14 protein-coding genes are annotated in these 26,651 nt (G+C 65.2%); 6 read left to right on the top strand and 8 right to left on the bottom strand.

Going from position 1 to position 26,651, the window contains the following annotated elements:
* Positions 1-78: 78 nt before the first annotated feature.
* The 5 genes from Q8O96_RS10180 to Q8O96_RS10160 form a co-directional block, all read right to left on the bottom strand.
* Positions 79-435: a DUF6124 family protein gene (locus tag Q8O96_RS10180; protein ID WP_250329407.1), complete on the bottom strand. Its 357-nt coding sequence runs from the start codon at positions 433-435 to the stop codon at positions 79-81.
* An 899-nt stretch (positions 436-1,334) separates the two neighbouring features.
* Positions 1,335-2,384 carry a hypothetical protein gene (locus Q8O96_RS10175; protein WP_305948737.1) on the bottom strand — a complete coding sequence of 350 codons (1,050 nt, stop codon included), beginning with the start codon at positions 2,382-2,384 and terminating at the stop codon, positions 1,335-1,337.
* Between the two features lie 147 nt (positions 2,385-2,531).
* On the bottom strand, positions 2,532-3,569 hold the full coding sequence (locus tag Q8O96_RS10170) for a ParB/Srx family N-terminal domain-containing protein (RefSeq protein WP_305948736.1): 1,038 nt from the start codon (positions 3,567-3,569) through the stop codon (positions 2,532-2,534).
* Positions 3,570-3,659: 90 nt separating this feature from the next.
* Complete coding sequence (locus Q8O96_RS10165; RefSeq protein ID WP_108546042.1) at positions 3,660-3,998, bottom strand: hypothetical protein; 339 nt, start codon at positions 3,996-3,998, stop codon at positions 3,660-3,662.
* Between the two features lie 210 nt (positions 3,999-4,208).
* Positions 4,209-17,225: a non-ribosomal peptide synthetase gene (locus Q8O96_RS10160; RefSeq protein ID WP_305948735.1), complete on the bottom strand. Its 13,017-nt coding sequence runs from the start codon at positions 17,223-17,225 to the stop codon at positions 4,209-4,211.
* 373 nt (positions 17,226-17,598) lie between these two features.
* On the opposite strand from Q8O96_RS10160, the gene Q8O96_RS10155 reads away from it, so the two are divergent.
* Positions 17,599-18,147 (top strand): RNA polymerase factor sigma-70, encoded by a 549-nt coding sequence (locus tag Q8O96_RS10155; protein WP_011062465.1) that lies wholly within the window; start codon positions 17,599-17,601, stop codon positions 18,145-18,147.
* A gap of 40 nt (positions 18,148-18,187) precedes the next feature.
* Here Q8O96_RS10155 and Q8O96_RS10150 read toward each other — a convergent pair whose 3' ends face one another.
* The 3 genes from Q8O96_RS10150 to Q8O96_RS10140 form a co-directional block, all read right to left on the bottom strand.
* On the bottom strand, positions 18,188-18,541 hold the full coding sequence (locus Q8O96_RS10150; protein ID WP_102861009.1) for a pyoverdine biosynthesis protein: 354 nt from the start codon (positions 18,539-18,541) through the stop codon (positions 18,188-18,190).
* 95 nt (positions 18,542-18,636) lie between these two features.
* Positions 18,637-19,431 (bottom strand): ABC transporter substrate-binding protein, encoded by a 795-nt coding sequence (locus Q8O96_RS10145; RefSeq protein ID WP_305948734.1) that lies wholly within the window; start codon positions 19,429-19,431, stop codon positions 18,637-18,639.
* A gap of 96 nt (positions 19,432-19,527) precedes the next feature.
* Entirely contained in the window at positions 19,528-20,151 is a 624-nt protein-coding gene (locus tag Q8O96_RS10140) for a TetR/AcrR family transcriptional regulator (protein ID WP_102880406.1), read from the bottom strand.
* A gap of 178 nt (positions 20,152-20,329) precedes the next feature.
* Here Q8O96_RS10140 and Q8O96_RS10135 point away from each other — a divergent pair, with 178 nt between their 5' ends.
* The 5 genes from Q8O96_RS10135 to Q8O96_RS10115 are packed head-to-tail and all read left to right on the top strand — an operon-like array spanning position 20,330 to position 26,613.
* A complete protein-coding gene (locus Q8O96_RS10135; protein WP_305948733.1) occupies positions 20,330-22,120 on the top strand; it encodes an acyclic terpene utilization AtuA family protein in 1,791 nt (596 codons plus the stop codon).
* Positions 22,121-22,130: 10 nt separating this feature from the next.
* A complete protein-coding gene (locus tag Q8O96_RS10130; protein ID WP_250329659.1) occupies positions 22,131-23,000 on the top strand; it encodes an SDR family oxidoreductase in 870 nt (289 codons plus the stop codon).
* Positions 23,001-23,003: 3 nt separating this feature from the next.
* Positions 23,004-24,620 (top strand): geranyl-CoA carboxylase subunit beta, encoded by a 1,617-nt coding sequence (gene atuC / locus Q8O96_RS10125; protein WP_305948732.1) that lies wholly within the window; start codon positions 23,004-23,006, stop codon positions 24,618-24,620.
* A 41-nt stretch (positions 24,621-24,661) separates the two neighbouring features.
* A complete protein-coding gene (gene atuD, locus Q8O96_RS10120; protein WP_102880409.1) occupies positions 24,662-25,819 on the top strand; it encodes a citronellyl-CoA dehydrogenase in 1,158 nt (385 codons plus the stop codon).
* Complete coding sequence (locus Q8O96_RS10115) at positions 25,816-26,613, top strand: enoyl-CoA hydratase/isomerase family protein (RefSeq protein WP_250329411.1); 798 nt, start codon at positions 25,816-25,818, stop codon at positions 26,611-26,613. Before atuD ends, Q8O96_RS10115 begins: the two co-directional genes overlap by 4 nt.
* Positions 26,614-26,651 lie beyond the last annotated feature (38 nt).

Raw genomic sequence — 26,651 nt, 5'->3', positions numbered from 1 at the left:
GGTCCGACAGACTGTGCCGTGAACCAGGCTCAGTCAATCGGACCGGGGCGACAAAAACGTATCAGGAAATGCCCGGATTCACGGCCCGCGCTGGCCGTCGAGCAAGGCCTCCACCACCGCGCGGGCCATCTCCACCGAATGCACCATGGACCAGATCAGCCCGCGCTCCAGGCCGCTGCCCTGCTGGGTAATTTCATCGCAGACCTCTTCAGCACATTTGAGCAACAACGCCACATGCACCAGGGCCTCTTCGGCGCTGACGCCTTCGCGCACGCTGAACAGCGAGTCGGGGGAAACGGCTTTGGCTTGGGTCGTGAGCTGGAACAGCGCGGGGTCCAGCGGTTGCCGGGCCAGGGCCACGCGCAGGGTGGCGTTGGCTTCCTTCAGGGCGGGATCGCGATAGGACGTGGGGGGATCGGGGACGAGCTTTTTCATGGTCAAACTCCTGGTAATGACAAGGAGCTGACACCGTTCGCTTGCACACGAATAAGGTGGCAGCCGTACGCGGGTGTGCAAGACCGAGTTACCAGAACCCCGGCAGATCCGAAGACCTCCCGCGCACGGCCGCCATAACACGGCGAACATGAAATCGCTCAGGCATGACTGAGCGCTTATGCGTCTGGTAACGGTCGGACTTGCACATCCGAGCCATCGATTGGGCGATGGCTCCGGAACCCTAGCCCGCCCACCAGGCGCATTCAAGCGGCCCGCAGTTTCTCGGATTTGCCTTACAAAAGAAAGCGACTAAACACCGTTCCAGCGACCTTCCAGCCCGCTTCCGAAACCACCTTGCCCCGATCGGCATTGGCCTGTGGACCTATGGACCTATGGACCTATGGACCTATGGAATTGTTGCCCTGTAGCCGCTGCTGAGCCTTGGCGAAGCTGCGAAAAGGCCCGCAGGACCCTGCTTGGCGATCTCCCGTCAAAGACCGCTGGCGGCCTTGAAATCGCCGCGTCTGCCACGCAGCCTGCGGCAGCGGCTCCAGGGTCGCCAGGGGGTACTGTAGCCGCTGTCGAGCCTTAGCGAGGCTGCGAAAAGGTCCGCAGGACCTTGCTTGGCGATCTCCTGTCAAAGACCGCTGGCGGCCTTGAAATCGCCGCGTCTGCTGCGCAGCCGTACGCAGCCTGCGGCAGCGGCTACAGGGTCGCCAGGGGGTACTGTAGCCGCTGTCGAGCCTTGGCGAGGCTGCGAAAAGGTCCGCAGGACCTTGCTTGGCGATCTCCCGTCAAAGAACGCTGGCGGCCTTGAAATCGCCGCGTCTGCTGCGCAGCCGTACGCAGCCTGCGGCAGCGGCTACAAAAAACCGACTGGCATCAGCCGCAAGCATGACTCAGCGGTATTCTTCCGGCGCCTCGCGTTCGAGGATTTCCTCCAGATCGCTCAGGCCTCCGCGCGCCTTGAGGATGCCGCTGACCTGGTCGATCCACTCCTGCTCCGAAGCAATCCCCGCCCACGACTGGCTGCCGAAGCCGTGATACGGCCGATCGTCGAAGGTGCTGATCAGCAACTGGTTGAAGCGCCTAGTGTCCAGGTTGTTGCGCTGGACCTGCACTTGCAGCGCCCCCAGCACTTTCTGCTGCTCTTGCGGGTTGGGGCGATAGTGGTAGAGCCGCGGCGTGCTGAGCACCAGGAACTCCGGTGGCAGGTTTTCATCGATGGCCGCCTGCAGGCGGTAATGACCGTCGAGGATCAGGTGGCAGTTCAGGCCGCTGACGTACCACAGCAGGATCGGCGGCAAGCTGCCTTCGCGGGCTTTTTTGCGCCACCATTTCAAGCGTCCGGAATGGGGGTCCACGGCATGCAGGCCGACCACCACCCCGCCGCCCTCGTACAACTCGACCCAGCGCGCCGAGCCGGGCTGCTGGTTGTCGAGGATGTTGCGGCCGTAGATCGCCCACTGCGGCATATGGCTCTGGGCGTCTTCGCCGCCCTTGAAGTACCAGGCTTCGGTGCCGCTGAGCAGCGGCCGCATGGGTTTCTGGGACGCCGGGCGCAAGGCCCGCACCAGCCAGGAGCCGGGGTAGAAGAAGTCCGGCTGGTGCTGCATCAGTTGCTCGACGAAGAAGCGGCTCCAGGCCTTGAGGCGCAGGGCCGGGTCGAGGCGCGCCTGTTGTTCAACCTGAGGCGAGTCGATGGGGCCCACCAGGGTTTGCGGCAGTTGCTCCGGCAGGTCATTGCGCACCAGCCACACGCCATAGCGGCAGTGCGACATGGTGCCCCAGAGCAGAGTCTGGTCCCCCAGCACCAGCTGCATGCGGCGGTTGTCGCCACTGAGCAGGCACAGGTTGGGCTTGCCACTGGCCGGGCGTTTGACGTCCACGCCGAGGCCGTTCCACTGGCCGGCCAAATCCTCGATGTCACGCCAGAAAAGCTGTTCCACGATTGTCCCTAATCCTTTATCAATGACCGGCCCTGCGGCGGGCGGGCGCGAATATAGCAGAGTGTTTGGGGACCTGTTCGCCGGCAAGCCGGCTCCTACACGCAGCCCCCCTGTAGGAGCTGGCTTGCCAGCGACACGGCCAGCGCCCTATCCACGCCGGGCAATCACCGCCTCCATCTGGTCCTCCAGCCCTTGCCCGCTCAGGCACTGGCGCACCTCGTCGCACCACTGCGATTGCGGCTCGTTGCCGGCCCAGGCCGGGGTAGCGCTGCGGTATTGCGGCCGGTCATCGAACGCCTGGATCAGCACCCGGTTGAGGTGCTCGGTGCTCAGCGCCGGGTTGCGCGGCACCGCGTCGCCGCGCTTGCGCAGTGAATCCATGACCCGCTGCTGATGCTCCAGGCTCGGCGCGAAGTCGCGCTCGCGGGTGGCGCTGAGGACGATGAATGATGGCGCGAGGTTTTCCGCGATGGCCGCCTGCAAGCGGTAATGCCCATCGATGACCACATAGGAGGCCAGCCCGCCGACGTACCACAGCAGAATCGGCGGCAGGCTGCCTTCCCGGGCCTTCTTGCGCCACCATTTCAAGCGCCCAGCCTCGGGGTCGACCCGGTGCAGGCCGATAAGCTTGCCGCCGCCGTGCCACCAGTCGATCCACTCCAGGGTCTGGGGTTGCAGGTTGTCGAGAAAATCCTCGCCGTACAGCCGCCAGTTGGGCACGTGGGTCAGGGCATCTTCGCGGGAGCTGAAGCGCCAGTGGTCCAGGCCGTTCGCGGTGCTGGAGGGCTCCGGCAGCAGGCTCTGGGCCAGCCAGTAACCGGGGGTGAGGAAGTGCCGGGCGCTTTCGCTGAGGCGGCTGACGAAATAGCGGCTCCAGGCTTTGATCCGTAGCTCAGGCGCCAGGGCTGCGTACTGTTGGACTGTGGGTGAATCGATGGGGGCCAGCATTCGGCATTCGGCGCCTTCCGCCAGCGGGTTGCGCACCAGCCAGACGCCGCCGTGATCCCAGGCGAAGGTGGCCCAGAACAGTGGCGTGTCGTGGTGCATCAGCTTGATCCGGGCATTGGCGCCGGTGCGCAGGTGCAGCGGCGGCCTGTCCGTGGCACCCGGTTCGACCTCGACACCGAGGCCACTCCAGTTGCCCAGGGTGTCTTCGATGTCGTGCCAGTAAAGCTGTTCTGCCATGGTTCCGGTCCTTGAACTGTCTGAAACGACAAAGCCCGACAGGGCTGCTGTCGGGCAATGCGCGGCGAACTATTTCAAACTGAAGGTTATTTAGCCATTGGCCCCATTCATGGTTGCAGCAATAGCAGCAGCCCATGCGTCACGGCCAAACAGTACAAATCGAGACTCTATACCCTGCTTTGTAAAAACAGATAAAGAGTTGGGGAAAATGGGGATAAAACCTAAAAATCTAGTCCACGCCGGCTGCAATGACTGGACGTTTGAGATTTCAATCTCGTCAGGAGCGCTTTGGAAGTTAATTTTATGCGCGACAAATAGCAGACGCTGGTTCGTCAGAAAAAGCCTTCCGCCCACCGTCTCAATATTTCTTTGAAGGTTTGCCGGCCCTTCTTTGATGATTTTTTCGCCGCCTCGCAACTCTGCTTTCATTCGGTGCATCCTTGTTATTTTTTCTTCATGCTCAGTCCAATCGATAAGGGCAAACAAAAACCCTTAGCTGAATACTGCCTTTCTATTTCCCCCCTGAATAGGCTTCCTGTAGAGACCGCTCGGTTATGCAACGGCCGTAAAGCCTGAATACGCGACCTTCCTGAAGGAGTGAGGCGCAGCCTTTGGGGTGGCTGCGCCCGCCGTAAAAGCTTACAAGCCCTCCAACTCAGCCATCAGATCACTCAGCCGGTCGACCTTCTCCTCGCTGATTTCATTGGCACCCAAACCGTCGATGTACGCGGCCAACTCCTGCACCGTGCTGCATTCGAACATGGCCCGCAGCGGTACGTTGCGTTGCAGGGTTTTCTGTACCCGCGAGGCGATCTGCGTGGCCAGCAGGGAATGCCCGCCCAACTCGAAGAAGTTGTCGCGCACGCCCACCCGTTCGACCTTGAGCACCTCGGCCCAGATGTCCGCCAGGGTCTGCTCCAGCTCGCTGCCCGGGGCTTGGTAGTCCTGGCTCTGCAACTGACCGATCTCCAGGGCCGGCAGGGCCTTGCGATCAAGCTTGCCGTTGGCGTTGAGGGGCAGGCGCGGCAGCCACAGCCAGTGCAGCGGCACCATGTATTCCGGCAGTTCGGCGCGCAAGCGCGGTTTGATCCGCTCCAGGCATTCGCTCGGGCTCAGGCTTGAGTCACTGGCCACCAGGTAACCCACCAGGTGCTTGCCGTTGACCCCTTCCTGCACCGCCACGGCGGCATCGCGGATTTCCGGCTGTTCGTGCAGGCGCGCTTCGATCTCCCCCAGCTCGATGCGGTAGCCGCGGATCTTCACCTGATGGTCGATCCGGCCGACGTATTCCAGTACGCCGTCGCTGCGCCGGCGTGCCAGGTCGCCGGTGCGGTACAGGCGTTCGCCCGCCGCACCGAACGGATGGGGCACGAAGGCCAGCGCGGTGCGCAACGGGTCGCCGACGTAACCGCGGCCAACCCCGGTGCCAGCCACGCACAACTCGCCGACCGCGCCCAGGGGCACCAGCGCCAGGGCTTCGTCCATCAGGTACAGCTGGTTGTTGTCGGTGGGCGTACCGATGGGCAGGTAGGCGCCCCGGGTCGAAGCCAGGTCCACCCGGAAGAAGGCCACGTCATCGGAACATTCCGCCGGACCGTAGGCGTTGACCAAACCGATCTGTGGATAACGCAGCAACCATTGGTGTGCCAACTCTGGCGGCATGGCCTCGCCGGTGGGCAGCATCCAGCGCAGGCCATCCAGGGCGATGGCGTCCTGGGCGAGCATGCCCTGGATCAGCGACGGCACGCTCTCCAGCACGGTGATGCCCTGCTCCTGGACGTGAGCCAACAGGCCCTGGGGATCGTGGGCGATGGCGTTGGGCACGATGTCGACCCGAGCACCGAACAGCGGCGCGGCAAGGAACTGCCAGACCGAAATGTCGAAGCTCTGGGACGCGGTCTGGGCGATCACGTCAGCCTCGCTCAAGTGCAGGTACGGCACCTTGCTCAGCTGGTTGTTGAGCATGCCGCGCTGCTCCACCATCACGCCCTTGGGCAGGCCGGTGGAACCGGAGGTGTAGATCACGTAGGCCAGGTTGTCCGGCGCGCTGTAGCGCCCCGGGTTGCTTTCGGCATGCCCGGCGGCTTGCAGCTCTTCCCAGACCAGCAACCGTGGCCGTGCGGCACAGGCGAACTCGTCCAGCAGGGCCTGGGCTTGTTCGCGGCAAGCCGCGGTGCAGACCAGGATCGGCGTGCGGCTGAGCTCGATGATGCGCCCCAGGCGCTGGCTTGGCAGGCCCGGGTCCAGGGGCAGGTAGCCGGCCCCGGCCTTGAAGCTGCCGATGATCATGCCCAAGAGTTCCAGGCCGCGCTCGGCCAGCAAGGCCACTGGCTGATCAAAGCCCACGCCGTTGGCGATCAAGGCATGACCCAAGCGGTTGCTGTAGCGGTTCAACTCGGCATAGCTGTAGCGCTGGTCCAGGCAACTGGCGGCGATGCGCTGCGGATGGGCCGCCACCTGGGCCTCGAACAGCTCCACGTAGCTGCGCTCCAGCGGGTACTCACGCTGGCTCTGGTTGCAGCCGGCCAGCAGGAAATCCTGCTCCTCTTCACCCAGCAGCGGCAGGTCGGCCATGTCGCCATGCAAGCCCTGCATCAGCGCCAGCAGCAGGCGCTTGAACTCGCCGAGCAGGCGCTCGATGGTCGCCTGTTCGAAGTAGCGCTGGTCGTAGGACAGGTGCAGGCCCAGGTCATCCCCCGGGTAGCACACGGCGGTGATCGGGAAGTTGGTGTGGGTACGGCCGGAATCCGAACTGGCGTTCAGGCTCTGGGCGCGGTCCAGCACCGAGACTTCCACCGGGGCGTTTTCGAACACGAACAGGCTGTCGAACAGCGGTTGGCCCTTGGGCAGCTCGCTGCACTCCTGAATCGCCACCAGCGGCAGGTATTCGTATTCACGCAGTTGCATGTTGCGGTCGAGCAGGTCGCCGAGCCACTGGCGCACGCTGCAACGCTGGCCCTCCTCGGGCAGCTTGACCCGCAGCGCGATGCTGTTGATGAACAGGCCGACGGTGCGTTGCATCTCCGGCATGTCCACCGGGCGCCCGGCCACGGTGACCCCGAACAATACGTCGCGATCGCCACTCATGCGCCGCAGCACCAGGGCCCAGGCCGCCTGGGCGAAAGTGTTGACGGTCAGCTGATGCTGCTGCGCCAGCTCGCGCAGTTGCGCGCCGTCCCGGGCATCCAGGCGGGTGTAGCAGTCGCCGACAATCATGCCGCCGCTGTCACCGGCGTGTTCACGCAAGAACGGCCGGTCGCTGGGGATCGGCGTGGTGCGTTCAAAACCTTCAAGGTTCTGCCGCCACCACTGCCGCGCCTCGGACAGGCTCTGGTGTTGCAGCCAGCCGATGTAGTCGCGGTAGCGCGGTGGCACCGCCAGTTGCGCCTCGCGGCCTTCGCCCAGGGCGGTGTAGATCTCGAAGAAGTCGTTCATCAACAGCGAGCGGCACCAGGCATCGATGAGGATGTGGTGGTTGCTCATCATGAACCAGTAGCGCGCGGCGCCGACGCGGATCAGCCGCAGGTGGAACGGCGCCTGGTTGAGCAGATCGAAACCGGCCTCGCGCTCGGCTTTATGCAGGGCCTGGAGCTTGGGTTCCTGCTCGGCCTCGGGCACCGCGCTCCAGTCGAGAAACTCGATCGGGGTGCGGCCCGGTTTGTGGATAACTTGCAGCATGTCTTCGCCGACGTTCCAGCAGAACGACGCGCGCAGAGCCTCGTGGCGCGCCACCACCGCCTGCCAGGCCTGGGCGAAACGCTCCGGGTCCAGCTCGCTGTTGATGCGGTAGCGGTCCTGCATGTAATACAAGCCGGTGCCCGGCTCCAGCAGGGTGTGCAGCAGCATGCCTTCCTGCATCGGGGTCAGCGGGTAGACGTCTTCGATCTGCACAGCCGGCACCGGCAGGCCATCGAGCTGGGCCTGGGTCAGGCGCGCCAGGGGGAAGTCCGACGGCGTCAGGCCACCGGCATCGTCGCGCAGGCAATGGGCAATCAGACTCTGCAGCTCACCCAGGTAGGCGTCCGCCAGTTCGCCGATCAGCTCGGCGGCGAAGCGTTCGCCGCTGTAAGTCCAGCGCAGTACCAGCTCGCCGCCATAGACCTGGCTGTCGATGCTCAGCTCGTTGGGCAACGGTGCTTCAGGTGCATGGGTCGGACCGACGGATTCATCCAGCGGACGCAGCAATGCGTCGGCGCCGAAGCTCTGGTCGAACTGCCCCAGGTAGTTGAAGGTCACCGGCGCCAGCGGCAGCGCCGCCAAAGCCTCGCGGCAGGCGTCATCGGCCAGGTAGCGCAGCACGCCGTAACCCAGGCCCTTGTGCGGCACGGCCCGCAGTTGTTCCTTGATGGCCTTGATCGAAGCGCCCTGCCCGGCCGCTTCTTCCACTTGCAACGGGGTCAGGCGCAGCGGATAGGCGCTGGTGAACCAGCCGACGCTGCGGGTCAGGTCGATTTCGTCGAACAGCGCCTCGCGGCCGTGGCCTTCCAGTTGCACCAGGGCCGAAGGCTGCCCGCTCCAGCGGCACAGCACCCGGGCCAGGGCGGTCAGCAGCAGGTCGTTGACCTGGGTGCGGTAGGCCGCCGGGGCCTGTTGCAGCAGTTGGCGGGTGCGCTCGGCATCCAGGGTCACGCTGTGGCTGCGAGCCTGCTGATGCTGCTGGCTACCGGCGGCATTCAAGCCCGGCAGTTGCGCGGCCGGGCCGGCCAGTTGCTGCTGCCACCAGCCGAGTTCTTCACGCAGGGATTCGCTGCCGGCATAGGCCTGCAGGCGGCTCGACCAGTCCCGCAGGGCACTGGTCTTGGCCGGCAGGCTCAGGCTCTGTCCGGCTTGCAACTGGCGATAAGCGTTCTGCAGATCCTCCAACAGCACGCGCCAGGACACGCCATCCACCACCAAATGGTGGATCGCCAGCAGCAGGCGTTGCTCGCCTTCCGGCCCGTCCACCAACACCGCCCGCAACAGCGGCCCGTGTTCCAGGTCGAGGCTGCGCTGGGCATCGGCGAACAGTGCCTCGCAGGTGGCCATGGACGGCACCCGCACTTGCCACAGCACAGGCGCGTCGGACAGCGGCAGGTACTCGGCGCGCCACTGACCGTCCGCTTGAGAGAAACGCAGGCGCAGGGCGTCGTGCTGCTCCAGCACCGCCAGCAGCGCCTGTTCCAGCGTCTGGGCATCGAGCAGGCCCAGTGGCTCCAGCAGCAGCGCCTGGTTCCAGTGCTGTGGCTGGGGAATGCGGCTGTCGAAGAACCAGTGCTGGATCGGCGTCAACGGCGCTTCACCACTGAGCTGGCCCTGCTCGGCGCTGATGCGCTGGGTATGGCTGGCGACCCGGGCCAGGGTCTGCACGGTCTGGTGCTGGAACAGGTCCCGCGGAGTGAAGTGCAGCCCCAGCTGGCGGGCGCGGCTGACCACCTGGATCGACAGGATCGAGTCGCCCCCCAGTTCGAAGAAGTTGTCGTTGAGGCCCACGCGCTGCACGTTCAGCACTTCGCCCCAGACCTTGGCCAGGGTCTGCTCCAGATCATTGCTCGGCGCCACGTACTGCTGGCGGTTGAGCTCCGGGTCCGGCATCGGCAGGGCCCGGCGGTCGAGCTTGCCGTTGGCGGTCAGCGGCATGCTCTCCAGCAGGATCAGGTGGGTCGGCACCATGTAGTCCGGCAGCTGGGTTTTCAGCTGCTGCTTGAGGGCTTCCCGCAGGTTGGCCTGCTGCACCTCGTTGTGCTCGGCCACCTCGGTCACCAGATAAGCGGCCAGCTGTTTGCCCGCCGGGGTGTCCAGGGCCAGCACCACCGCTTCACGCACGGCCGGATGATCCAGCAGACGGGTTTCGATCTCTCCCAGCTCGATGCGGAAACCGCGAATCTTCACCTGATGGTCGACCCGGCCGATGTACTCCAGCTGACCGTCGGCGCACTGGCGCACCAGATCGCCGGTGCGGTACAGGCGCCCGCCATCGCCGGAGAACGGATCGGCCACGAAACGCTCGGCGCTCATCCCCGGACGACGGTGATAACCCTGGGCCAGCCCGGCGCCGCCGACATACAGCTCACCGGTCGCCCCTTGGGGCACCAGCGCCAGATCAGCGTCGAGAATGTAAGCCACCCGCGCCCCGACGATGCGGCCGATGGGCACGCTGGCCACGCCTTCGGCCAAGTGCTCCGGCGCCAGGCTGGCCAGGGGCATGACCACGGTTTCGGTGGGGCCGTAGGCGTTGAAGAACAGGCTCGGCTGGAACGCCGCGCGAATGCGCTGCAGGTGTTCGCCGGTCAGGGCCTCGCCGCCAGTGATGCACATGCGCACCGGCAGGGTCTGCTGCTGGGTGGCCAGATGCTGGGCCAACTGGCTGCCATAGCTGGGGGTGAAGCCGAGGATGCTGATGCGATGCTGGCGAATCAGCTGGCAGATCTCTTCGGCATCCCACTGGCCCTGGGCCCGCAGCACCACCTGGGCGCCGCTGAGCAGCGGTGCCAGTAGACGCTCGGTGGCGGCGTCGAAGTTGATGGAATAGAAGTGCAACTCGCAGTCGTCCGGGCGCATGCCGAAACGGCGGATCACCGCCTGGCAGTGCATGGCGATTTCCCCGTGGGACACCACCACGCCCTTGGGCTGGCCGGTGGAGCCGGAGGTGTAGATCAGGTACGCCTGATGCTGGGGCAGGCTGATCAAGGGCAGCTCGCTGGCCGGGTAGTCGGCCAGCAACGCGCCGTCCTCCTCCAGGCACCAACGACCAACACTCGCCGGCAACTCACCCAGGGCGGCGAACATTCGCGCATCGCTGAGCAGCAGGCCGAGGCCGCTGTCTTCGATCATGTAGTGCAGGCGGTCCAGAGGGTATTCCGGGTCCAGGGGCACGTAGGCGCCACCGGCCTTGAGGATCGCCAGCAGGCCGACGACCATGTCCAGGGAACGTTCCAGCGCCAGGCCGACCCGCACCTGCGGGCCCACGCCACGCTCGCGGAGCATCCAGGCCAGGCGGTTGGCGCGGCTGTCCAGTTCGCTGTAGCTCAGGGTCTGCCCGGCGAAGGTCAGGGCCGGAGCGTCGCGACGGGCCAGGGCCTGCTCGCTGAACAGGTGATGGATGCACTGATCCAGGCGGTGCTCACCGGGCTCGACGCTCAGGCTGTCCAGCAGCTGTTGCTGTTCCTCGGCGTGCAGCAGCGGCAGTTCGCACAGGCGCCGCTGCGGATCGTCGATCAGAGCCTGCAGCAGGTTGCGCCAATGGGCGGCCATGCGCGCGATGCGCGGCTCGTCGAACAGGTCGGTGCTGTAGGTCAGGCAGCAACCCAGGCGCTGATCCAGGTCGGTGACTTCCAGGTTGAGGTCGAACTTGGTGGCCCGGGCATCGTTGACCAGGTAGTCCACGGTCATGCCCGCCAGTTGCCGGCTTTGCTGGAACTCCCAGCGCTGGACGTTGCACATCACCTGGAACAGCGGGTTGTAGGCGGTGCTGCGCGGCGGCTGCAAGGCTTCCACCAGATGGTCGAACGGCAGGTCCTGGTGCGACTGGCCCTCGATCACCGTGTGGCGCACCTGCTCCAGCAACTGGCCGACGCTCATCTGCCCGTCGAGCTGGCAACGCAGCACCTGGGTGTTGAGGAAGGCACCGATCAGCCCTTCGCTTTCCGGGCGGATACGGTTGGCCACCGGCGCGCCGATGCGCAGGTCGGTCTGGCCGCTGTAGCGATAGAGCAGCACCGACAGCGCGGCGGTCATGGTCATGAACAGGGTCAGGCCGTGTTCGGCATTGAAAGCCCGCACCCGGGCCGCCAGCTCGTCGCTCAGGTCGAAGCGGTACAGCTCGCCCTGGTGGCTTTGCACCGCGGGCCGTGGCCGATCGCTGGGCAGTTCCAGCAATGGGTGTTCGCGGCCCAGTTGCCCGGTCCAGTAGTCCAGCTGGCGCTGGCGCTCGCCGGATTCCAGCCACTGGCGCTGCCACACGCTGTAGTCCAGGTACTGCACCGGCAAGGGTTCCAGGGGCGATTCGCGGTCGTCGAGGAAGGCTTCGTACAGCGCGCCCAGCTCGCGGGCGAAGATGTCCATGGCCCAGCCTTCGGTGACGATGTGGTGCAGGGTCAGGACGAAGTAGTGCTCCTGCTCGCCGGCCTTGACCAGGCAGGCGCGCAGCAAGGGGCCGGTCTCCAGGTCGAAGGGCTGGTGCGCTTCGCTGTCCGCCAGTTGTTGCAGGCGTTGTTGCCGGGCATCCGGAGCCAGGGCCGAGAAATCCTTCCAGGCCATGCGCAGGCCGGTGTCGGCATGCACCTGCTGGTGGGCCACGCCATTGACGCTGGGGAAGGTGGTGCGCAGGGTTTCGTGGCGCAGGATCAACGCCTGCAACGCGGCCTCGAAGCGGCCCACGTCCAGCACCCCGGACAGCCGCGCCATGCCGCCGACGTTGTAGGCCGGGCTGTCGGGCTCCATCTGCCAGAGGAACCACATGCGCTGCTGGGAATAGGACAGCGGCACCGGCTGGCTGCGGTCGACCCGGGCAATCGGCGGCTGCTGGTTGCGCGCGCCGGACTGCTGGATCAGCAGCACCTGTTCGGCAAAGTCTCCCAGCTCGCTGGCTTCGAACAGCGCCCGCAGCGGCAACTCGACATCGCAGGCCTGACGGGTACGGGAAATGATCTGGGTGGCCAGCAGCGAATGCCCGCCCAGGGCGAAGAAGTCGTCCTTGAGGCCGATCCGTGGCTGGCCCAGCACTTCGCGCCAGATCTGGGCGATCTGCCGTTCCAGATCGGTGCTCGGTTCGACGTGTTCGCGCACCTGCCATTGCGGTTCCGGCAGGGCCCGGCGATCCAGCTTGCCGCTGGGGCTCAGGGGCATGGCCTCCAGGCGCAGCAGTTGCGCCGGCACCATGTACTCCGGCAACTCGGCGGCCAGGGCGGTGGTCAGCCGAGCGCGTTGCTCGGTTTCATCTTCGTCGCAGGCAGGGGCGGTGTAGTAGCCGATCAACTGCGGGCCGGCGACGCTGTCGCGCACCAGCACCGCGGCCTGGGCCACGCCGTCCTGGGCCAGCAGCCGCGCTTCGATTTCCTGCGGCTCGACCCGAAAGCCCCGCAGCTTGACCTGCTGGTCGAGGCGGCCGAGGTATTCCAGCACGCCGTCAGCGCACCAGCGCACCCGATCGCCGGTGCGATACAGGCGCGCGCCCTCCTCACTCAGCGGGTCGACCACAAAGCGTTCGGCGGTCAGCGCCGGGCGTCCCAGGTAACCCCGGGCCAGGCCCTGGCCGCTGATGCACAGCTCGCCCGGAACCCCGGCGGGCAGCAGGTTGAGCTCGGCATCCAGCACCCGGCACAGCACATTGCCCAGCGGGCGGCCGATGGGCGAGCGCTCGCCGTCCTCCACCGAGCACTGCCAGTGGGTGACGTTGATCGCGGTTTCGGTGGGGCCGTAACGGTTGTGCAGTTGCGCGTTCGGCAACTGCTCCAACAGCCGGTTGCGCAGTTCGGCGGGCAAGGCTTCGCCACCGGAGAACACCCGGCGCAGGCTGTGGCATTCGGCGCTCAGCGGTTCATCGACAAACAGCTGCAACAGCGGCGGCACGAAGTGCAGCGTGGTCACGCCGTACTCCTGAACCAGCTGGGCGATGCGATGCGGGTCGCGGTGCTCGCCGGGGGCGGCGAGCAGCAGGCGGCAGCCAGTGATCAACGGCCAGAAGCACTCCCACACCGAGACGTCGAAGCTGATGGGGGCCTTCTGCATCAGCACATCGTCGGCCTGCAATTGATAGCTGTCCTGCATCCATTGCAGGCGCTCCATCAAGGCGCGATGGGTGTTGCCCACGCCCTTGGGCTGGCCGGTGGAGCCGGAGGTGTAGATCACATAGGCCAGGTGCTCGCCGTCCAAGTGCAGGCCCGGGGCCTGGCTCGGCCAGCTGTCGAGCTTGAGGCTGTCCATGGCGATGGTGCTGACGCCTGGGGCCTCGGGCATCTGGCCGAGCAAATGGGTTTGGGTCAGGAGCAGTTGCACGCCGCTGTCTTCGAGCATGTAGGCCAGGCGCTCGGCGGGATAATCCGGGTCCAGGGGCACGTAGGCGCCACCGGCCTTGATGATCGCCAACAGGCCGATCAGCAGTTGCGGCGAACGCTCGGCGGCGATGGCCACGCACACGTCCGGGCCGACGCCCTTGTCCCGCAGGTAATGGGCCAGGCGGTTGGCCTGGGCATGGAGTTCGGCAAAGCTCAGATGGCCGCCGTTCCAGATCAGCGCGGTGCGCTCCGGGGTCTGCTGCAGTTGTTCCTGCAGGCGCTCCGGCAACCAACGCTCGGCGCGCGCGCAGGGGGCCATGCTCCATTGCTGCAATTGCGCCGCTTCGACCTTGCCGAGAAACGGCAAGTCGCCCAGGGCGCTGTCCGGTTGCTGGCAGGCCTGCTCCAGCAGGCTGATGAAGTGCCCGGCCAGACGCTCGATGGTCGCCGCGTCGAACAGCTCGTCAGCGTAGTCGAAGGCCAGGCTCAGGCGGCCGTTGCGGTCCTCCTCGCTGTGCAGTTGCAGGTCGAACTTGGCCTCGCGGCTGTGCCACGGCAGCTCTTCGGCCAGCAGACCGGGCAGGCGGCGCAAGGCGCTGAGGTCGCGCTGCTGGTGGTTGAACATGACCTGGAACAGGCCTTGCTCGCGGGCGTCGGGGAAGGCTTCGAGCAACTGTTCGAAGGGCAGGTCCTGATGCGCCTGGGCTTCAAGGGCGATGCGGCGGGTCTGCTGCAGCAGCTCGGCGAAGGTCTGGCGCGCATCCAGCTGGCCGCGCAGTACCTGGGTGTTGATGAAGAAGCCCAGCAGGCCCTGGGTTTCCAGGCGTGGACGGTTGGCGTTGGGCACGCCGATGCGAATGTCGGTCTGCCCGCTGTAGCGGTGCAACAGGGTCTGGAAGGTGGCCAGCAACAGCATGAACGGCGTCACTTGCTGGGCCTGGGCAGTCTGGCGGATCGCCTCACTGAGGGTCACGCTCAAGCGCTGGCTGTGGCGTGCGGCGCTGTGACGGACCTGGGCCGAACGCGGGTGATCGGTGGCCAGGCTGAGTACCGGGGCCTCATCGGCCAGTTGCTGCTTCCAGTAGTCCAGCTGGCGCTGGCCTTCGCCCTGGGCCAGCCACTGGCGCTGCCAGCTGCCGTAGTCGGCGTATTGCAGGGCCAGGGGCGCCAGTTCCAGGCGCTGGCCCTGGGCCGCGGCGGCGTAGAGCCGGGAGAACTCGTCGATCAGCACAGTCAGCGACCAGCCGTCGGCGATAATGTGGTGCAGGGTCAACAGCAGTTGGTGCTCTTCATCATCCAGGCGGATCAGGGTCGCCCAGTACAACGGGCCCTTTTCCAGGTCGAACTGGGTGCGCGCCTCGTCTTCGCGAATCTGCTGCGCCCGGGCTTCGCGCTCGGTTGGCGGCAGGTCGCTGATGTCGATCACCTGCAGATTGAACTCACCGGCCGCGTCCACCTGTTGCAGGGCCTGGCCGTCGCGCTCGAAGAACCGCGTGCGCAGCGCTTCGTGGCGCTGGAGCAGGTGCTGGAAGCTGCTGCGCAGGGCGTCTTCGTCCAGTTCGCCACGCAGGCGCAGGCCGCCGGGAATGTTGTAGGCGCTGCTGTGGGGGTCCAGTTGCCAGGTGATCCACAGGCGGTTCTGCGCCAAGGATTGGGGCAGCGGCTGCTGGCGCGACAGGGCCTGGATGCTGCCCTGGGCCACGCCGCCGTCCTGTTGCAGACGTGCCACGGCGGCACTGAATTCACCCAGGGTCGGCGCTTCGAACAACAGGCGCAGGCTCAACTCCAGGCCCAGTTCCTGACCCAGGCGGGCCATGACCTGGGTGGCCGCGATGGAGTTGCCCCCCAGGAGGAAGAAGTGATCGTCGGCGGCCACTGCCGCGCATTGCAGCTGTTCCTGCCAGATTCGCCCGATCAGGTTTTGCAGTTCATCATCAGAACCTTCACCGACGCGGGCGGGTTCGCTGCCGGCCTGCGGGAACAGCGCGTAGTAATCCAGGCTGCCATCGGCCAACCGGGTGCGGCAGGCGGAGCGCTGCAACTTGCCGCTGGAGGTTTTCGGCAGGGCCCCGGGGTTGAGCAATACCACCACGCTGGGCGCTTCCTGGCAGGCTTCGGCCACAGCCTGGCGGATGGCCTTGATCAGTGCCTCGGGGGGCAGGATCTTCTGCACGCTGCGGCTGATTTCCGCAGCGATGCCGATGCCTTCCTGGCCCTGGTCGCTGACCGCAAACGCCGCCACCCGCCCCTTGCGCACCACTTCCACTTCGCGCTCGATGGTCTTTTCGATGTCCTGGGGATACAGGTTGTGCCCGCGCACGATCAGCAGGTCTTTCAGGCGCCCGGTGATGAACAGCTCGCCGTCACGCATGAAACCCAGGTCGCCGGTGCGCAGCCAAGTGCGGCCGGCATGCTGGACGAAGGTCTTGGCGCTGGCTTCGGGATTGCGCCAGTAGCCGTGGGCGATGCTCGGCCCGGCGGCCCAGACTTCGCCGATGCGGTTGTCAGGCAGTTCGCTGAGCTGCTGTGGGTCCATCACCAGCACGGCGTGCTCCGGCTGGCTGAAACCGCAGCTCATCATGGCGCTGCCCTGCCCCGGCTCGGCACGGTTCTGCGCCAGGGCCTGGTCGTCCAGGCGCAAGGCCGGGATGCCCTGGCCGCGCACGCCGCCGGCGACGAACAGGGTGGCTTCGGCCAGGCCGTAGGAAGCCAGGAAGTTGTCGCGACAAAAACCGCTGGCGCTGAACTTTTCGGCAAAGCCTTCCAGGGTGTCGAGGCGGATCGGCTCGGAACCGGAATAGGCCACGCGCCAGCGGCTGAGGTCGAGGCGCTCCAGGGCCGATTCACTGACTCGCTCGCTGCACAGGCGGTAGGCGAAATCCGGGCCACCGCTGATGGTGCCGCCGTATTCGCTGATCGCTTCCAGCCAGCGCACGGGGCGAGCCAGGAAGTAAGCCGGCGACATCAGTACGCAGGGCACGCCGCTGAAGATCGGCTGCAGCAGGCCGCCGATCAGGCCCATGTCGTGGTACAGCGGCAGCCAGCTGACGATCACGTCGTCCGGGTTGAGGTCGATGCCGAAGCCGCGGCGGATCAACAGCTCGTTGGCCACCAGGTTGCCGTGGCTGACCTGCACGCCCTTGGGCAGCGCGGTGGAACCAGAGGTGTATTGCAGGAAGGCGATGTCGTGGTCCTCAAGCTCAACGGCCTGCCAGTCTTCGGCCAGCCCGGCGTCCAGGGTGTCCACGCACAGCAGTTGCGGCGCGCCGGTGGCCTTGAGTTCGTCCATCTGCAACAGCGAATCGCGCAGCCCGGCGCTGGTCAGCAGCAGCCGCGGCTCGGCGTCGGCGAGGATCGAGATCAGGCGCTCCTGGTGATGACGACGGGTCGATTCCGGCGGGTAGGCCGGCACCGCGATCACCCCGGCATACAGGCAACCGAAAAATGCCGCGACGTAGTCCGGACCACTGGGGAATAGCAGGACCGCCCGATCCCCCTGCCGGGCATTGGCTTGCAGGGCGGCCGCAATGGTCCGCGCGCGAAGGTCCAGATCCCGATAACTGAGGACCACGCTCTGCGCCTGCTCTTCGGCGAGGAAACGCAACGCCACTTGATCAGGTGCCAGGACTGCCCGGCGTTGAAGGGCTTGGGCCAGGGTACTGGGGAGTTCGAACGCGTCCGTCATGGGGTTTCCTGCCAGGATTATGCTTGCAATGGAGATCGGGCCCTGCTCTGCCATAACCTAAAAACTATCTATAAATCAAATAGTTATAAGTAAATCATGGGCATCCGGAAGGCGCCGTGGCCGGGCTTGCTGCCCGGAATCTTTCTCCAATGAGAACGGATGACGTCTTGAAATAATTAGTCCGCATGCTGCCCTTCAAGGCCCTGATCCACCCCATGAACGAGCAGCCGTTCTCAATCTTCACCGGCAGAGAGCATTAGTTCTTTTTCTCAATTGACAATCATTATCATTCAGCCTAATTTGTCGCTCGATGTGTAGGACAGGTCGGATTTTTCTGACGTCCCACTTACCTCTTTGCAACAAGGTGATTTCCATGACGGAACAAGTATCCACAAGCAGGTGCGATTCACCGTTACTCCAGGCTTTTGTCGACAACCGTCTGATCCTGGTCAAGATCGCAGCCCGTATTACCGGCTGCCGATCCCGGGCTGAAGATGTGGTCCAAGATGCCTTTTTCCGCCTGCAGTCGGCGCCGCAAATCACCTCCTCGTTCAAGGCCCAGCTCAGCTACCTGTTCCAGATCGTGCGCAACCTGGCCATCGATCACTACCGCAAGCAGGCTTTGGAGCAGAAGTATTCAGGCACTGAAGAGGAAGGCTTGAATGTGGTCATTCATGGCGCCTCACCTGAAACCTCCCACATGAACTTTTCCACCCTGGAAAACATCGCCGAAGCCCTGACCGAACTGCCCAGCCGCACGCGCTACGCCTTCGAGATGTACCGCCTGCATGGCGTTCCGCAAAAGGACATCGCCAAGGAGCTGGGTGTCTCGCCGACCCTGGTGAACTTCATGATTCGCGATGCCCTGGTGCATTGCCGCAAAGTCTCGGGCAACCGACCCGACACCTTCGCCCGCCGCTGACCTGCGACCGGCACCCTGCAGCACCTGGCTTGAACCGTGTTCACACCTCAAGCAGGCCACTCTGGCCAAGCACCAGCAATGCCGCACGTTTGTGCAACAGATCGAACTCCTGCTGGCAGTACCGACAACGGTTATGCCCGGCACAGGCGGGGGCGTGGGCGAATGCCGGGGGCGCTTGCGTACCCGGCGGGTCCAGGTACAGCGCGTGCACCTGCGCCGACAGCCAGAATGCCAGCCGGTCCTGCCGGGCCACTTCGACGGACTGGGCATCGATGGGCGCCGCCCCCCGGGCACAGATCCATTCGAACAGCCGCTGCCGGCCGGCAACTTCGTCGATCACCGGCGCCCTGCCGGCGGACACAGCCTCGACACTCAGCGGATTCACAAGGGACATGGCAAGGCTCACCGTCATTGGGCATTCAACCAAGTGACGTGGGCCGCGAGGAGAAATTTAGGCGCGCTCGCCGCAGAAGCGGGAAAACCCGGGCCTCAGGCGTGGGGCACGGGCATCACGACGATGCGGTAGGGATCGAAGATTTTGCGCATCTGGCCGTTGTCCCGCAGTTTTTGCAGGAACCCGGCAAAGTCTTCGGCGCTGATGGGCGCCTTGGGCCGGATCAGGGTGTAGTGGTGGTAGACCTGATCGATGCGCTGGGACACCAGCAATTGGCCACTGCTCTGGGCATTGCGGGCCAGGAAGTCGCTGAGGTAGGAACGGGTCACCAGGGCAATGTCCGCCCTGCCCCGCAGCACCATCAGCAGGTTGCTGTCATGGGAGTAGGTAAGCGTGGCGTTGTAGCTGTCGGCCAGGTACTTGGGGTCGGCATTGAACTGGGCAAAGGCGTAGTGATAGCCGCTGAACAGTGCCAGGCGCTTGCCCTTGAGCTCGGCAAAATACTCCTGGCCGCGGCCGGGCTCGCGCTGGGCAACGAAAATCTCCGCATCTTCCAGGCCCATGTCGACACTGGTATGGGCAATGCTCTGCCAGCCCCAGGCCGGATTCTCGAAGATCGCCAGGTCCACCCGACCTTGTTCGAAGTCTCGGAAGCGCCGGGGAATCGACGTGGGAACCAGGACGAACTGGTAGTCGTTCTGGGACTGGTTGAGCGCTTCCACCAATTGCGGCAGCAAACCGGTATCGGCACCGGTTTCAGGACGGACGGTATAGGGCGGAAAATGCGCCGCCGCGACCCGCACCAGCTGCGCCGAGAAGGCCGGACAGACCCAAAGTGTTGCCAGCGCCAGCAAGAGCATTCGCAAGGCTGACCGCAGCGGCAAGGACATCAAGGCAACACACCTCGGAGAAAAGAAAAGGAATGCCGTAAAGCTAGGCGTTTTCAGGCGCTTCGACAATCTCGCGGCAGAGAATAAATCAGCGCCTCAATGATCCTTGAGCACCAACAGCAAGGCTTCCTGGGCCAATTGCTCCAGCGTCATGCTGCCCTGGGCGCGAAACCAGGTAGTGGTCCAGGACAAGGCGCCGGTGAGGAAGCGCCGGGTAATGAACACATCGCCCTTGATGAATCCGGCGTCCTTGGCCTCGCCCAGCACCTGCAGCCAGATCTGTTCGTAGATGTCCCGCAATGCCAGAACCGCGGCCTGGCCTTCCGGGGACAGCGAACGCCACTCATAGACCAGCACCGCCATGGCTTCGCCGCTGCCGCCCATGATCGATTGCAGTTCGCAGCGGATCAGCGCCAGCACCCGCTCGCGCACGCTGCCGGCCTCGGCCAGTTCGGCGCGCATCAAGGCGGTGTTGTAGTGGATGGTTTCCTGCATCACCGCGCGCAGGATGTCGTCCTTGCTCTTGAAGTGGTGGAAGATGCTGCCGGATTGAATACCCACCGCGCCGGCCAGATCGCGCACCGTGGTGCGTTCGTAACCCTTGTTGCGAAACAGGTGCGCGGCAGTCTGCAACAGCTTGCCCCGGGCGCTCTCGGGATCGGTCACTTGTCCGCTGGCGATCAGCTCGCGCACTACCTGCAAGGCTTTTTGCTCATCCACCGGTGTTCTCCTACCGTCACTTCGTCAAAAGCTCAGCCGGAAACCGGCTGTAGCGCGCGCAATTTAAGCCCCTCAGTGCTACCAAGCAAGCGCTTGGGTCGAAGAATCCACTCGCCCATTTACAAACCAAGCGCTTGCTTGGTAGCCTCCTCGCAGTTCTTTTCTCGAGAGCCCTGCCATGACCAAGACCGTACGAATCGGCTGCGCCAGCGCCTTCTGGGGCGATACCAGCAGCGCCGCCGCGCAACTGGTGGAAGGTGGACGCCTGGATTACCTGGTGTTCGATTACCTGGCGGAGATCACCCTGTCGATCATGGCCGGGGCCCGCATGAAAGACCCGGACACGGGTTACGCCACGGATTTTGTCGAGGTGCTCAAGCCGCTGCTGGCATCGATCCATGAACAGCAGATCCGCGTGATCAGCAATGCCGGCGGGGTCAATCCCCACGCCTGCGCCAGTGCCTTGCGCAGCGCCTGCGAGCAGGCCGGGGTGCCACTGAAGATCGCCGTGCTGCTGGGGGACGACCTGCAACCGCAGTTCAAGCAACTGGCCGGCGCCGCAATCAAGGAAATGTTCAGTGATGCCCCCTTGCCACCGATGTGCGTCTCCACCAATGCCTACCTCGGCGCCCCGGGCATCGTCGAGGCCCTGCGCCTGGGAGCGGATATCGTGATCACCGGTCGCGGCGTCGACAGCGCGGTGGTCAGCGGCGCCCTGGTCCACGAATTCGCCTGGTCCTGGCGGGACTACGACCGCCTGGCCCAGGCGGCCCTCGCCGGACACATCATCGAGTGTGGCGCCCAGTGCAGTGGCGGCAACTTCACCGATTGGCGCGAGGTGCCGGACTACGAGCACATCGGCTTTCCCATCGTCGAGGTCGACGCCGACGGCGGGTTCGTGGTCAGCAAGGCTCCGGGTACCGGTGGGCTCATCAGTCCGCTGACAGTCGGTGAGCAGTTGCTGTACGAAATAGGCAATCCACGGGCTTATCTGCTTCCCGATGTGGTGTGCGATTTCTCCCAGGTGCAGGTGCAGCAGTCGGCACCGAATGAAGTCCGGGTCCAGGGCGCCAAGGGTCTGCCCCCAAGCCACCAGTACAAGGTCAGCGCCACCTACCCGGACGGCTTCCGTTGCACCGCCAGTTGCCTGATGGCCGGGATCGACGCGGTGGCCAAGGCACGCCGGGTCAGCCAGGCGATCATCGACAAGACCCGTGAAATGTTCAGCCAGCGCGGCTGGCCGGACTACAGCGAAGTCAACATTGAACTGTTGGGCAGCGAAGCCACCTACGGCCCCCATGGCCGTCGCCAGGACAGCCGCGAAGTGGTGATCAAGCTGGCGGTGCGCCATCCGCACAAGGCGGCGCTGGTGCTGTTCTCCAGGGAGATTGCCCAGGCCGCCACCGGCATGGCTCCAGGGCTGACCGGCATCGTCGGTGGACGACCCACGGTGTATCCAGTGATCCGGCTGTTTTCTTTCCTGCTGGACAAGGACGCCTGCCACCTGGAAATCGACCTCGCCGGCCAGCGTCATCCCTGCGCCCTGCCCGAAGTCGACCGCCTGGACGCCAGCGCCCTGCCCGCCCCGCATTCACTGCCCAAGCCCCAAGGTCGTCCCGATGCCAGCGTGCCCCTGGTCAAGTTGGCGGTGGCGCGCTCGGGCGACAAGGGCAACCACAGCAACATCGGTGTGCTGGCGCGCCATCCCGACTACCTGCCATGGATCGCCGAAGCCCTGACCCCCGAAGTGCTGGTGGACTGGATGGGGCATGTGCTGGACCCGGTCCACGGCCGGGTCCAGCGCTGGTACCTGCCGGGCATTCATGGCCTCAACTTCCTGCTGGAAAACGCCCTGGGCGGCGGCGGTGTCGCCAGCCTGCGCATCGACCCGCAAGGCAAGGCCTTCGCCCAGCAGTTGCTGGAAATCCAGATCCCGGTGCCGCAGAGCATTGCCGATGCCGTCAATTAAAGGAGCTGCCGTGGTGTACGACTCGATTTTCAAAGCGCAACTGTTTACCGGCCAGACCATCATCGTCACCGGCGGTGGCAGCGGCATTGGTCGTTGCACCGCCCATGAGCTGGCGGCCCTGGGGGCCCAGGTGCTGCTGGTGGGGCGCAAGGCGGAAAAACTGCAGAAGGTTGCCGGGGAGATCGCCGAGGACGGCGGCCAGGCCCACTGGCGGGCCTGCGACATTCGCGACGAGGAAGCGGTCAAGGCCCTGGTAGGGCAGTTGGTCGAGCGCTTTGGTCCGATCCATGGCCTGGTGAACAATGCCGGTGGCCAATATCCGGCGCCCCTGGCTTCGATCAACCAGAAAGGTTTCGAAACCGTGCTGCGCACCAATCTGGTGGGCGGCTTCCTGATGGCCCGGGAAGTCTTCAACCAATCCATGAGCCGCCACGGCGGCAGCATCGTCAACATGCTCGCCGACATGTGGGGCGGCATGCCCGGCATGGGCCACTCCGGCGCGGCCCGCTCGGGGATGGACAACTTCACCAAGACCGCTGCCTACGAATGGGGCCACGCCGGGGTCCGGGTCAACGCCGTGGCCCCGGGCTGGATCGCCTCCAGTGGCATGGACACCTACGAAGGCGCGTTCAAGGCAATCATTCCCACCCTGCGCGAGCACGTGCCGCTCAAACGCATCGGTACGGAATCGGAAGTCAGCGCGGCCATCGTCTTTCTGCTCAGCCCCGGTGCGGCCTTTGTCAGCGGCAGCACCTTGCGCATCGACGGCGCCGCCAGCCTCGGCAGCCGCGCCTGGCCGTTGGCCAAGGCGCGCAACAGTGAGTCGTACAACGGTTTTCATCGGGCCTATCTGCCCGATGTGCTCAAAGGCGAGGACTGAGCCATGCCGGTGATCCAATCCCAGCTCGATCCCCACAGCCCGCAGTTCGCGCAGAACCGCGAGGCGATGCTGGCGGGCCTGCAACAGTTGCAGACCCTGCAGCAAAACCTGCTGAACAAGGCGGCCGAGGCCAAGGCCAAATTCGACAAGCGCGGCCAGCTGCTGCCCCGGGAACGCCTCAACCTGCTGCTGGACCCCGGCGCGCCCTTTCTTGAACTGGCCAGCCTCGCCGGCTACAAGCTGCACGACGACAAGGACGGCAGCCAGGCCGGCGGCGGCCTGATCGCCGGCATCGGCTACGTGTGCGGGGTGCGCATGCTGGTGGTGGCCAACAACAGTGCGATCAAGGGCGGGACCATTTCCCCCAGTGGCCTGAAGAAGTCCCTGCGCCTGCAACAGATCGCCATGGAGAACAAGCTGCCGGTGGTAACCCTGGCGGAAAGCGGGGGCGCCAACCTCAACTACGCGGCGGAGATCTTCGTCGAAGGCGCGCGCAGTTTCGCCAATCAGGCGCGGATGTCGGCCATGGGCCTGCCACAGATCACCGTGGTCCACGGCTCGGCCACCGCCGGTGGCGCCTACCAGCCCGGGCTCTCGGATTACGTGGTGGTGGTACGCGGCAAGGCCAAGCTGTTTCTCGCCGGGCCACCACTGCTCAAGGCCGCCACCGGCGAGGTGGCCACCGATGAACAACTGGGGGGCGCCGAGATGCACGCCCAGGTCGCCGGTACCGCCGAGTACCTGGCGCAGAACGACGCCGACGGCATCCGCATCGTCCGCGAGATCGTCAGCCTGTTGCCGTGGAATGCTCAACTGCCGGTACAGCCCGCCAGAACCTGGAGCGAGCCGCTGTATCCCATCGACGAACTGCTCGGACTGATTCCCTTTGATCCGAAAAAGCCCTATGACGCCCGGGAAATCATCGCCCGCCTGGCGGACGGCTCGCAGTTCCTGGAATTCAAGGGCGAGTTCGATGCCCAGACCCTGTGCGGCCACCTGCAGATCCAGGGCCGGCCCTGCGGTTTTATCGGCAACAACGGCCCGATCACGCCCCAGGGCGCGAGCAAGGCGGCGCAGTTTATCCAGCTCTGCGACCAGAGCCGCACCCCGCTGCTGTTTTTCCACAACACCACCGGCTTCATGGTGGGCACCGAGTCGGAACAGCAAGGGGTGATCAAGCATGGGGCGAAGATGATCCAGGCGGTGGCCAATGCCCGGGTGCCGAAGCTGACCATCGTCGTCGGCGGCTCCTACGGCGCCGGCAACTATGCGATGTGTGGCCGTGGCCTGGACCCGCGTTTCATCTTCGCCTGGCCCAACAGCCGTACCGCGGTGATGGGCGGCGCCCAGGCCGGCAAGGTGCTGCGCATCGTCACCGAGGCCAAGCATGCGAAGAACGGCCAGGAAGCCGACCCGAAGATGCTCGACATGCTGGAGCAGGTCACCGCGCAGAAGCTCGACAGCCAGTCCACGGCCTTGTACGGCAGCGCCAACCTGTGGGACGACGGCCTGATCGACCCCCGGGATACCCGCACGCTGCTGGGCTATCTGCTGGACATCTGCCATGAGGCCGAGGCCCGGGTCTTGCAGCCCAACAGTTTCGGTGTGGCACGGTTTTGATAGGGCATTTCGCGGTCTGACCCCACTTGAGGAGAACAACAATGATCTTCACCCAGGAACACGAAGAACTGCGGCGCACGGTGCGCCAATTTGTCGACCGCGAAATCAACCCCCATGTGGAGGAATGGGAGAAAGCCGGGCGCTTTCCCATCCACGAGATTTTCCGCAAGGCCGGCGAGCTGGGGCTGCTGGGCATCTCCAAGCCGGAAAAATTCGGCGGCATGGGCCTGGACTACAGCTATTCCATCGTCGCCGCCGAAGAGTTCGGCACCATCCATTGCGGCGGCATCCCCATGTCCATCGGCGTACAGACCGACATGTGCACCCCGGCCCTGGCGCGCTTCGGTTCCGATGAGCTGCGCGACGAGTTTCTGCGCCCGGCCATCACGGGCGAGCAGGTAGGCTGCATCGGCGTCTCCGAAGTCGGCGCCGGTTCCGATGTGGCCGGGCTCAAGACCCATGCGCGCAAGGACGGCGACGACTACGTGATCAACGGCAGCAAGATGTGGATCACCAATTCACCCAGCGCCGACTTCATCTGTCTGCTGGCCAATACCTCGGACGACAAGCCGCACATCAACAAGTCGCTGATCATGGTGCCGATGAACACCCCGGGCATCAGCCTCAGTTCGCATCTGGACAAGCTCGGCATGCGCAGTTCGGAAACCGCCCAGGTGTTCTTCGACGATGTGCGGGTGCCCCAGCGCAATCGAATCGGTCATGAAGGCGCCGGTTTCATGATGCAGATGCTGCAGTTCCAGGAGGAACGGCTGTTCGGCGCGGCGAACATGATCAAGGGCCTGGAGTACTGCGTCGACAGCACCATCGAGTACTGCAAGGAGCGCCGCACCTTCGGCAACCCGCTGATCGACAATCAGGTGATCCACTTCCGCCTGGCCGAGCTGTCCACCGAGATCGAGTGCCTGCGGGCCCTGGTCTACCAGGCCACCGAGCAGTATGTGCGCGGCCAGGACGTGACCCGCCTGGCCTCCATGGCCAAGCTCAAGGCCGGGCGCCTGGGCCGTGAGGTCAGCGACAGCTGCCTGCAGTACTGGGGCGGCATGGGCTTCATGTGGGACAACCCGGTGGCCCGCGCCTATCGCGATGTGCGCCTGGTTTCCATTGGCGGTGGCGCCGACGAAATCATGCTGGGGATCATCTGCAAACTCATGGGCATCCTGCCGGGGAAAAAGAAATGAGCCCGCTCCCGACCTGCCAGACCCTGCTGCTGGAGCCACGCCACGGCGTGCTGTTCATTACTCTCAACCGCCCCGAGAGCCGCAACGCCATGAGCCTGCAGATGGTGGCGGAACTGCGTACCGTGCTCGCCGCCGTGCGAGATCGGCGGAGCATCCGCGCCTTGGTCCTGCGGGGCGCCGGTGGCCATTTCTGTGCCGGCGGCGACCTCAAGGACATGGCCGGCGCCCGCACACGAGGCAGCGCTGCCTACCGTGAACTGAACCGGGCCTTCGGTGCACTGCTGGAAGAAGCCCAGCAGACGCCCCAGGTGCTGGTCTGCGTGCTGCAAGGCGCGGTGTTGGGTGGCGGCTTCGGCCTGGCGTGTGTCAGCGATATCGCCATCGCCGAACACAGTGCGCAGTTCGGCATGCCGGAAACCGGCCTCGGGCTGCTGCCAGCGCAGATCGCCCCCTTCGTGGTGCGGCGCATCGGCCTGACCCAGGCCCGACGCCTGACCCTGACCGCCGCCCGCTTCGACGGTGCCGAGGCCCTGCAGCTGGGCCTGGTGCACTTTGTCGAAGCTGATCCCCGGGCCCTGGAAGAACGCCTTGAACAGCAGTTGTCACAGGTCCTGCGCTGCGCGCCCGGGGCCAACGCTGCGACCAAGGCCCTGCTCCTGGCCAGCGTCGACCAGCCTCTGGGGCCCCTGCTGGATCAGGCCGCCGAAGACTTCGCCCAGGCCGTCACCGGCGCCGAAGGCCTCGAAGGCACCCTGGCCTTTGTGCAGAAACGCAAACCGGCCTGGGCCAGCTGAGCCCTTGTAGCAGCCGGCTTGCCGGCGAATGCCCCCCA

Source organism: Pseudomonas sp. LPH60 (assembly GCF_030718165.1).
Taxonomy (GTDB): domain Bacteria; phylum Pseudomonadota; class Gammaproteobacteria; order Pseudomonadales; family Pseudomonadaceae; genus Aquipseudomonas; species Aquipseudomonas danubii.
The sequence above is the reverse complement of the archived record's forward strand: the minus strand, read 5'-3'. Positions and strand labels throughout refer to the sequence as shown.